Origin of the sequence: Silvanigrella sp. (assembly GCF_044369315.1) — a bacterium.
Taxonomy (GTDB): Bacteria; Bdellovibrionota_B; Oligoflexia; order Silvanigrellales; family Silvanigrellaceae; genus Silvanigrella.
Genome location: NZ_JBIPMD010000109.1, coordinates 1 through 10,269, shown reverse-complemented (window position 1 = coordinate 10,269; position 10,269 = coordinate 1). Strand labels below are relative to the sequence as shown.

General features: G+C 31.2%; 10 protein-coding genes. 8 read left to right on the top strand and 2 right to left on the bottom strand.

All coding sequences use genetic code 11. The annotated features are described in order from the left end of the window. Positions 1–135: 135 nt before the first annotated feature. Both ACIQ56_RS09920 and ACIQ56_RS09915 read left to right on the top strand, forming a co-directional pair. Positions 136–2,169, top strand: a complete 2,034-nt coding sequence (locus ACIQ56_RS09920; protein ID WP_397600903.1) for a M13-type metalloendopeptidase — start codon at positions 136–138, stop codon at positions 2,167–2,169. A 230-nt stretch (positions 2,170–2,399) separates the two neighbouring features. Next, positions 2,400–2,549 carry a DoxX family membrane protein gene (locus tag ACIQ56_RS09915; protein ID WP_397600905.1) on the top strand — a complete coding sequence of 50 codons (150 nt, stop codon included), beginning with the start codon at positions 2,400–2,402 and terminating at the stop codon, positions 2,547–2,549. Positions 2,550–2,994: 445 nt separating this feature from the next. On the opposite strand, the gene ACIQ56_RS09910 is transcribed toward ACIQ56_RS09915, so the two are convergent. Continuing rightward, a complete protein-coding gene (locus tag ACIQ56_RS09910; RefSeq protein WP_397600902.1) occupies positions 2,995–3,474 on the bottom strand; it encodes a YncE family protein in 480 nt (159 codons plus the stop codon). A 1,071-nt stretch (positions 3,475–4,545) separates the two neighbouring features. On the opposite strand from ACIQ56_RS09910, the gene ACIQ56_RS09905 reads away from it, so the two are divergent. The 6 genes from ACIQ56_RS09905 (at position 4,546) to ACIQ56_RS09880 (ending at position 9,324) form a co-directional block, all read left to right on the top strand. Beyond that, positions 4,546–4,779: a hypothetical protein gene (locus ACIQ56_RS09905; protein WP_397600901.1), complete on the top strand. Its 234-nt coding sequence runs from the start codon at positions 4,546–4,548 to the stop codon at positions 4,777–4,779. A 224-nt stretch (positions 4,780–5,003) separates the two neighbouring features. Next, the gene (locus tag ACIQ56_RS09900; RefSeq protein WP_397600900.1) at positions 5,004–5,285 is read left to right on the top strand and encodes a hypothetical protein; all 282 of its coding nucleotides are present in this window, start codon (positions 5,004–5,006) and stop codon (positions 5,283–5,285) included. Between the two features lie 60 nt (positions 5,286–5,345). Then, positions 5,346–5,654 (top strand): hypothetical protein, encoded by a 309-nt coding sequence (locus ACIQ56_RS09895; protein ID WP_397600899.1) that lies wholly within the window; start codon positions 5,346–5,348, stop codon positions 5,652–5,654. Between the two features lie 425 nt (positions 5,655–6,079). Further along, the gene (locus ACIQ56_RS09890) at positions 6,080–7,012 is read left to right on the top strand and encodes an L-tyrosine/L-tryptophan isonitrile synthase family protein (protein ID WP_397600904.1); all 933 of its coding nucleotides are present in this window, start codon (positions 6,080–6,082) and stop codon (positions 7,010–7,012) included. Positions 7,013–7,042: 30 nt separating this feature from the next. Beyond that, on the top strand, positions 7,043–7,879 hold the full coding sequence (locus tag ACIQ56_RS09885) for a TauD/TfdA dioxygenase family protein (protein WP_397600898.1): 837 nt from the start codon (positions 7,043–7,045) through the stop codon (positions 7,877–7,879). Next, a complete protein-coding gene (locus tag ACIQ56_RS09880) occupies positions 7,876–9,324 on the top strand; it encodes an FAD-binding protein (protein WP_397600897.1) in 1,449 nt (482 codons plus the stop codon). The genes ACIQ56_RS09885 and ACIQ56_RS09880 overlap by 4 nt, the downstream gene beginning before the upstream one ends. An 87-nt stretch (positions 9,325–9,411) precedes the next feature. Here ACIQ56_RS09880 and ACIQ56_RS09875 read toward each other — a convergent pair whose 3' ends face one another. Next, on the bottom strand, positions 9,412–10,119 hold the full coding sequence (locus ACIQ56_RS09875) for a hypothetical protein (protein ID WP_397600896.1): 708 nt from the start codon (positions 10,117–10,119) through the stop codon (positions 9,412–9,414). Positions 10,120–10,269 lie beyond the last annotated feature (150 nt).

Below are 10,269 nucleotides of genomic sequence, written 5' to 3'. Positions count from 1 at the left end.
GATTCAGACATTTTAACCTCCAACTCTTAGAGGCGTTCTTTCAAAATAATACTCTGAAAAGGTTGATTTTCAAATCTAACCTAACCCTACTTCAACATAGCAACTTACCCTATATCTATTAGGAGATTTTAAATTTTGAAATACTTAAATATAAAAAATATATTGTTTACTTCAATTTTTTTTCTTTCTTTTCAATCTTTTGCAAAAGATGTCTCAAGAATTCCACTAGAGCAGTTTATTATTCCTGAAAAAAGAGAATTTAAACTTAGTGAAACAATTCAACCATGCGATAATTTTTATGAATACGTTTGTTCTGAAGAAATAAAAAAGTTTCAACTGCCAGAAGAATATCCTAGTTATTCATTTTATACGGATGAAAGCAATTTAAAATATAAAAAATTAATAAATGAATTTATTAAAAACAAAATTTTATCCACAAATCTCAATTCAAATGATGACAATAGAAGTAAAAATTTGAAAAGCATGATTAAACATTTTTACGAATCTTATCTCAATTCAAATGCGAGGAGAAGCGAGTCAGAAGAAATCATAAGAAATTTTACATTTCAAACCGCAAACATGAGCAAGGAACAACTTCTTGAGCATTTAGGAAAGTCTTACTTAAATGGAGAAGATTTTTTAATGAAAGTGGGAACATATCCTCACCCTGCGTTTAAAGAATTGCTTATAAAGTCAATGAATCTTCCTCTTTTTGATATTTCATACCCTAATTCTCATATAACAAATCTATTTGAGGTAACAAATTTTGTAAATGATTTAGAAAATTTTTATATTGAGTATATTAAAATTTTAGGCTTTGAGAATTATGAAATAATTGCAAAAAATATAATTCATTTTTATAAATATACTGCTATTGGTGAAGACGTTTACAGTAATAACCAAATGAATTTTGATAATCCATACTTTAAATCTTTTGAAAATAATTTTAGTAATTATAACCTTTATTTCAAAGGACAAACTGAAAATAAAATTAATAAAAAATATGACAACCAACGATTATACAGAACAAATATACTTTTAAATAATGCAAGCTTAGAAGATATCAAAGCATTAAGCTTAATCATTAGAATATCTCCAAATATGGAATATTCACATCCAGATTTATATGAAAAATTTTCTAATATAATCTTAAATTATTATAATGCATTTAGTGAAGTAAAATTAAATAAAAGTAGAAGTAACAATTTAGAGCAAACAGCTTATTCAGCAATATACGAACACTTCGAACAAAATATCAATTATCTTTTTATTCAAGAAAATAAACATTTATTTAATAAAAAAGTAACTCAATTTATTTTTGATGTTGCCAAAAAAGGAACAATTAAAAATATTAAAGAAAATTCCTGGATGTCTCAAGAAACAAAAGATAAGGCAATGTTAAAAATTAGAAATATCAAATTACAAAATACTTTTCCAGAAAAATTGGAGCAATGGCAATTAGAAAGAATAGATCTATTAAGCCCTTATCTTTATCTTAAAAATTTATCCATTTTGAAAAAAAATAAAATATCATCAATGTTAGAAAATATGAAAAAAATAGATGATGAAAGCATCTGGAGAAACTCTTTATTTAAAGACTCTATCGAATTTAAAATTTTTTCAAATCAATTATCGCTTTTGCCATCAGGACTTTATATTCATGAATTCAACAAATTTCAAACTCTTCAATACATGATGGGTTCCGTAGGGTCTATCATTGCACATGAAATTGCTCATTACATTGAATTTAAAGAACAGAAAGAGCATTTTATTTCGTTTACAAATGAAAGAGAAAAAGAAATTTATGAAAAAAATATAAATAAAATGATAAATTTATATAATAAATATGGAGGAGATGGAAAAACGAATTTAAGAGAAAATATAGCAGATTATATTGGACTCAATTCCGCATATAAAATTGTATTTTCTGGAAAATATAAAAGTCTTATTCCCTTTCAAAAAGAATTTTTCGTAAACTATGCTAAATTATATTGTGAAGTTTCTCTGCCAAGTTACAATGAAAAACGAGCTAAAAACGAAACTCATTCTTCTCCCGAATTCAGAGTAAATAATATCTTAAGACTCTTAAAGGATTTCGAAGACACTTATGCTTGTAAACATGGGGATCCTATGACTCTTCCAGAGAATGAAAGAGTTTCCTTTTGGTGAATAAAAAATTCATAGAGCAATATTTAGTTTAAATATTTCGATTCATTTATTAATATATAAAAACGAATCGAAATATTAAGTTATTGTGATTCGAATGTTTGGGGGTTTGTTCCTGGCAGTTTAATTATTTATCAACCCCAAATTACTGAAAATTTAAATTCTTAATTTAACTTTGATACAATAATAAAATTAAAAGAATTCTCAAAATTATATTATAAATTATCTATTAGATTTTTCATTCCTCCAGTATCAATGAGTTCTTAGATGCGGGGCTTTATATTCAATCGAGAGAAATAGTTTTTGGTATTGCAGTTTTGATTGGATTGTTAACTCGATTTTCTGCTATTTCCCAAATTTCAACTATGGTTGTTGCTTTATAGACAACAAAACTTCCTGTATTACTAAAAAATGGAATAGCTAAAGCAGCACATGAATCTCGCTTAGATTATACTATGCTTTTTTGTTGTATTTTTTTTCTTATTGTTGGATCTGTTCCATATTCTTTTGATAAAAAATTAAAATAAAAGATAACTCATCATTATATTTCTAAAATAATTTCAATGAATATATTTCCCAATATTGTTATTTATTAATTTTATCTGCATGTTAATTTAATTTTTTTTTATTAAAATATTCTTCATTAGCTTTAGTTTTGCACCATCTACGAAGGATATCCCATCTATTGCCGTTTTTAAACGAATTTGGCTCGCTCAATAATCTTGTCTATTCTTGAAATTTATCTAATATTAAAATTGAAAATTCAAAAACAGATTTATTTGTATGATTTTTTACCGCGTTGGAATTAAAGAAAAATTATTAAAATAATTAAGGGGTATAAATTGCTATGCCTATAGGTTCAGAAAAACCTGTGCCAGTATATAAACAGTTATTTAATAACCCATTCGTTCCTATTTGGCAGTAGCTAATATTATTAAAATCTGAAGTTGAATTTGTTACATATAGATAACCTTTATATGCAGCTATTTTTCCTGGACCTGAAAAGCCAATTCCCGTATTTGTACAGTTTGAAAATGTCCCATCGTTATTAACGTTACAAACAGTAATAGTATCATTTCTAGGACTGCTAACATAGACATAATTTCCATAAAATACAATTCCATAAGGATATGTAAATCCAAAACCAGTCGGGGAGCAATTTTTTAATTCTTGATTTATTATTGAACATAGACTTACAGAACTATTAGAATTATTAGTTATATAAAAAAAGTTATTATTAATTGCCATATCAAATGAAGTATGAAACCCATTCCCTGTTGTTTTACAATTACCAAGTGTTGGGGACAATAAACGACTGAATTATTTTTGAGACTATTTATATATGCAAATCCATTGTAAAAAATAGCCGATATAGGGCCATCAATTGTAGGACCATTAGTAGAGCAGCACAGAGGAAGTAAGCCATTATAACTCGCTCCATAATATGTTAAAAAATTTGCGCTAGCATTTGGTAAATATGCATTATTAAAAGAATCAAAACTAATTGAGACAGGCCCAAAACTTATATTAGCAGCTTTCACACAATTATTTAAAGAACCATCTAAATTAACTCTACAGGAAGAGATGGAGTTTGTAAGAGCATTTGTTACATAAGCATAGGCGATATTTTGGCTCACATTAAGTTTAGAAGCATAATTAATTTTATTTTCTGTTGCAATTAAAATTGAATTTGAATTGCAACAGAAAATAAAAAAATTAAACAAGAAAAATATTTTATACTAAATTTTAATGGCATATTTCTCCAATCATTCATTTTGTGTTTTGAGGGTCTGAATCATTGTATCCAAAATTTTAATTATTTTTTTTTGTTGAATAGAATTTTGACTTTACTTCTAATATCATTATCAAGAGTAGAATTACATTCTTTTAATTGCTCATTCATTAAGATTTTAGCAAACGGAGTGTCAGAATATCCCATTGCAATATCAATATGGTTTGCATAATCAAGACCGATTTTTTCGCGTCCTGTTTCTACAGAACAAATATTGTCAATTTTTTATCTTTAGTAGTCATGCGGTGTGAGCTCCTGCGTTTCCTTTGCTTGTAACAGACTCCATCCTCTGTCGATACAATAGCAATAACTAGTCTCATATATGCCTCCTTAATTCACACAACATAATCAAAAATCACCTCAATTAATTGATTTTATGTCATAAATTTAAGGATATTAAGCATTTTTATATAGACAATTTCCAAGCCTTTAAGGGTGCAAATGAAATTTTAAATTGTTACTCTAATGGAATTTGGATTTCTTTGAACTCAATAACTTACGTTACTCCATTCAGTTAAGTATCAAACCTATAAAAAATAAACCGAAGGTAATATAGAGTTTCAAAATGATTGTGAGGTTGGTTTGATATGAGCGACTATAAATGCGTTATTTGTAATAATTCAGAGGCTTTAATTTCAAATGATTTAATTGATGATCTTGCGACTGTGAATTGTAAAAATTGCTCTAGGATTTATCGTGTAACTGGAAAAAATCTTAGATGGGCTAGGTTCAACTCATTAAGTGAAAACGCTGTGCAAAAAATTGGAAACGAATTAGAAAGTGACCCCGATTATTTATTGAAAAATACCCTTTATTATTAGGATAGAAACTTTGTTGAATTTTTTAATTTTCACTTAGATAATTTTTTAAAAAAAGTCTTTTAATGTTTGATTATAAATCTATTCCATGGGATTGATCCTTACTTAAAATAATTATAAGAAAATATGTTCCAAATTTTTAATAATCTGGTAACAAAAAATACATAATTTATAAAACAAAATTGAATTTAAATATTTCAATTTATTTATTAATATAAGAGAAAAAAATGAAAAGAATATTATGTTATGGTGATTCGAATGTTTGGGGATTTGTACCAGGAAGTTTTAATAGCGAAACAAAATTAGCAAAAAGGCATAAAAAAAATCAACTCTGGACGACCATTTTGCAGAATAAACTTGGTGATGATTATGAAGTATTTTCCGATGGAATAAACGGTCGTACAACGGATTTAGATGAAATGAATCCAGGTAGATCTTTTAGAAATGGATTTGCTCTTTTAGGATGTAGTCTTGAAATTCATTATCCAATTAATTTAATTATTCTATAGCTTGGAACCAATGATACAAAAAAACAATTTAATCGAGCTGCTATTGAAATTAAAAAAGGATTGCAAAAAATTGTTACTCTAATAAAGGAATCCCTATCAGGTCAAAATGCATGTGCCCCTAAAATCTTAATAATTTGTCCACCACCAATTACTGAAAATTTACATCCCGAATTTAACGATGATGCAATAAAAAAATCAAAAGAATTATCAAAATTATATTATGATTTATCTATTGAAATGCAATGTGAGTTCTTAGATGCAGGGCTTTCTATTCAATCGAGTGTAATAGATGGAATTCATCTAGATTCCAATTCATGCTATATTATTGGTAATAGAATTGCTGAAAAATTGAATCTAATGAGTATTTGAAAAAGTAAATAGGAACTTATATTAACTCCCTTTTAGCAATTATTCTTCCCGCTCCTGACGTTTTTCCCTAGTGAGGCACTACTTTGAAGAAATATATTGCAATATCATTTTACTTATATTATCGATTATTTAAATAAATTTTATTGAAATCCATATTTATTGGTATTTTTAAATTTATCATATATAAAAAAACAAAATATGATAATAAATATCATTATCAATAAATAGCATATTTTCAATTGGAACAAAACGCAGATACTATTATAGTTATTTATAATAATATCCAATATGGGAAATGACCTAGGAGAATAAAAATGAATACTTCAAAGTCTTTTTTTAATTTAACATCTTTCGAAAAAAGCGTGGAAGATAAATTATATTACGACAAAGAAGCTGAATTGGCTAAAAATATATTAAAAATTTTTATGAAGTTTCGTCGAACTCCAACCTCCGTCGCACTTTGTGAATTGTCCTGCCCTTTATGCACTTCACCTCATTTAAAAAAAGTTATTAATGCTTTAAAACGAGAAAAACCTGTTACTTTTGTACTTCCCGCATTTCCAGGCAAATCCCCTAACCCAGATAAGGTTTTAGGAACTTTGCCTAACATGGCAGAACACCGTGCTCTTTGTTTTCTTCAAGAGCTTTGCGATAAGATTAAATCTATTTATTCACCTGGTGCTCATATTATTTTGTGTTCAGATGGCCGTGTTTTTAGCGATATTGTTGGTATGCGCGAAGATGATGTCACAGATTATCAGTACGAACTCGATCAGATGATTGAGGAACTCGAACTTAAAAATATTTCTACTTTTAATCTTGATGCTTTGTACAAAGGAAATGATTTTGTTCAAATGCGCCAACATTTAATGGAACGTTTTGGGAAATCTCTGGAGTCTTTACAAGAAAAAGTGCGTCAAGGCGGGAAGCATTCTAAAAATCCAGAAGATATTGAAGCTCATCGCATGTACCTAGGCATTACTCGATTTTTGCTTGAAGATTCACTTTACCCTGGTCAGACTAAAAGCCGCTCCGCTCTTCAAAAAGAATGCAGAAAAAAAGCTTACGAAGTCATTCTCAGAAGCAATGCTTGGAGCGAGCTGATTTCTTGTCAAATGCCCAATTCAGTTCGTTTGTCTATACACCCCCAAATCTGCGGTGCGAAGAAACTTGGCATACGCCTCGTAGGATCAGAAACTTGGATGACTCCCTGGCACGGTGTAGCCGTAAAAACAAATGAAGGCTTTATCCTTCTCAAACAAACCGAAGCAAAAGCATTAGGAGCCCGATTGGTTCATTCCCTAAATGGACGCCCTAGTCACTATGAATTGGCAACGCAACACGATCAAAAATTCTAAAATAACTCAAAAACATGAGGTGATGTCATTATGAAATATAAGACAATGCGAATAAAACCTTTTGGAATACTTATCGAAGCAAATAGTTCAAAAGATGATGTGTGCGATCTCAACGTGGAAGAATTACGTAAACTGTTTCAGAATGAACATCTTATCACACTCAGAGGATTTCGAACTTTTGAAGGTGCGGAAGATTTTTCAGCGTTCTGTGAAAGCTGGGGAGAAATCAGTATGTGGCCCTTTGGTAAAGTTCTTGAACTTGTAGAGCATGAGAATCCAGAAGATCATATTTTTGATAACAATTATGTACCGTTGCACTGGGATGGAATGTACCGCCTTCAAGTTCCAGAATATCAAATATTTCATTGTGTTCAGGCTCCTTCTCAAGGTTGCGGAGGTAGAACAACATTTTCAAATACGGCAATGGCGATAAAAAATGCTTCGGCTAAAACAATGTTACTTTGGGAAAAGGTAACAGGTCATTATCAACGTAAAATGGAATTCTATAATAGTAAGACCGTGTCACCCATTATAACACAACATCCTTTCAGAAATTATCCTGTCATTCGTTACAATGAGCCTTCTACGGATAAAAACGGACGTTTTATAAATCCTGCTTCACTATTATTCACAGGAATACCTGAAAAGGAGCTTGTGGAATTTCATCACAGTTTACTAGAGTCACTCTACTCTCAGCATCATTTTTATGCCCATAAATGGCACATAGGAGATGTTGTTATTTCTGATAATTTCACTTTGTTGCATGGGCGTGAAGCCTTCCTTTCAAAATCTCCACGACATCTCAGAAGGGTTCATGTCCTTAGCAATCCTCCTTTTGATAATCCCGGATTGGAGTCTTATAAATGAAACATTTATTTGCTAAGGAAACCGATATTGTCATTGTGGGAGCAGGCCCTGTTGGACTTATGTGTGCATATCTTGGACAACTTTGTGGTTTAAGTTTTGTGATTGTGGATAAATCACTAGAGCCTCTTAAAGTTGGTAGAGCCGATGCTTTAAACGCAAGAACTTTACAGTTTTTTGAAATTATCGATATTTTTGATGACCTCTATTCTTTGGGAAAAAAATGCAACACAAGTTCTGTTTGGTCTCATGGTAAATTTCTGTCCCGTCAATCTACTTGGTGGGATGAGCTAGAAGGTTGCTTTCATAAACATTTTCTTATGCTGGGGCAGTCCTTTTTGGAAAGACTCTTGGATGAAAAAGTGAAAAATTTAGGAACATCCGTAAAGCGAGGGACTCTGGTCGAAAATATCCAACTTACAGAAAAAGAATGCCTCACAAAACTCTCAAATGGAGAGATCATTTCTTCAAAATATATTGTTGGCGCCGATGGCTCCCGTTCTTTCGTGCGAGATCATTTTAATATTCCTTTTCAATTAACACGTCCCCAAATTATTTGGGCTGTTATTGATGGAATTATCGATACAGATTTTCCAAAGGTACCTGAAATCATTGTTTTTCAATCAGAAACTTCTGATGTCGCCTGGATTCCACGGGAAGAAAATATGGATCGCTTTTATGTAAGAATGGATACAAAAATATTTAAAATGGAAGAAGCTATTTCTAAAATTAATCAAGCTATGTATCCGCATACCTTAAGTTTTAAAGAAATTGTTTGGTTTTCAGAATTTTCGGTAAAAGAGTCTGTTGCGGAAAGATTTTCTATAAAAGAACGCATTTTTCTTGCAGGTGACGCCTGCCATATTCACTCCGTAAATGGTGGACAAGGACTGAACACAGGGATTGCCGATGCCTTCAATCTCATGTGGAAATTAAATATGGTGATAAATTTTAACGCTCCCCCATCCCTCCTGCACTCTTATGAAAGCGAACGCAAACCTGTTGCTCTGAGCGTGGTTGAGACCTCAGGAAAACTTGTGCGCTCTACCAAGTATTCAGAAAATAATACTCATGCTCAAGATTACGTTAAAATTGTGCAAGAACATGCTGGCAATATCACAGGAATGGGAATTCGTTATGGTAACAATGGACTCCCAGGTTCGCGCCTTTATGATTTTGAAGTTTTTGAGGGCGATAATAAAATACGGCTCTATTCTTTGCTTAAATATAATTATTTTACTTTATTCTTATTTGGCGGAACTAAAAGCAATCTTAATTTACCTAAATTTATAAATGTAATTCAAATTTTCTTAAATAAACAAGAGCGATTTTATTGGACTGAAAATTTCCAATATGCAAATAAAGCTATTTTAGTGAGGCCTGATTCTTATATTTCATCGCTAACAACTCTTGATGATATTGATTTGATAATGAATGATATTTTTTAATTTTAGCGTTCTTTAATAAAGTAACAGAAATTGATAAGATTCGTAGGATATGGTTACTTATTCTACGAATCTTACGAGAGCTGACTGCTACATATTAAATCCAATATTTCTAGACTTAACTGACTTCATTCTTAAATAAAAACGTTTCTTAGCCTGTGGTTTGCTGTTTGCATCTTGGCCATTGTTAAGAATCTGTACTGATGCATAATCCACACAGCTTCCATCATCACGATTAATTTCATCGCACTGCGCTGTCGCGACGAGAGGAATCTTAGCAATATCAGCCTCGGATTTCAGAGTGTAAACAATAGGAGAACGCTCTTCATCCTTCCAATGAATTGCACCCTGAATCGGACCACCGGCCAAACTAACCCTTACTTGTACAGGGAATTTAAATTTGTAGAACGCGGAATTTTTAAGTTGAACGGTAAGATTGAAGGGTTTTGTTTCGCCAGGTTTCAACGTAACAGGAATAGGCTTAGAACGAGATCCGGGCTGACCTGCAGTCACATCATTTCCATTCGCTTTGAAAATAAATTCAGCGTGAGAATTGCTATCCATACTGAAATTTCGTTTAGCCAACGCAGCAAGAATGAGGGGCCTAAGGTCACCACTTTTGCGAACATTGCCATTGCCTAGCTCGTCAGCAAACAGCATATGATCAAACCACTCTTTTTCTCCGAGTGCCGGGTGATTTCTACTAAGGCGCATTGCATCTAAAGTTAAGTCTGTCATCATTTGCAGTCCGTTATAGATCCCGAATTTCTTTTCTGCGGACGTTAAAATATCAAACATGGTACCACCAAACGCTTCGCCGTCAGTGTCCTCCCAATAAGTGATTTTTACAAAGCATAAATCCAGAATTAAATATCCTTTTGAGGAGGAGATTTAAATGGAGATGGAAAATAGAATTTTAAAATTGTCAGAACAAGTTGCTTTTGAAAG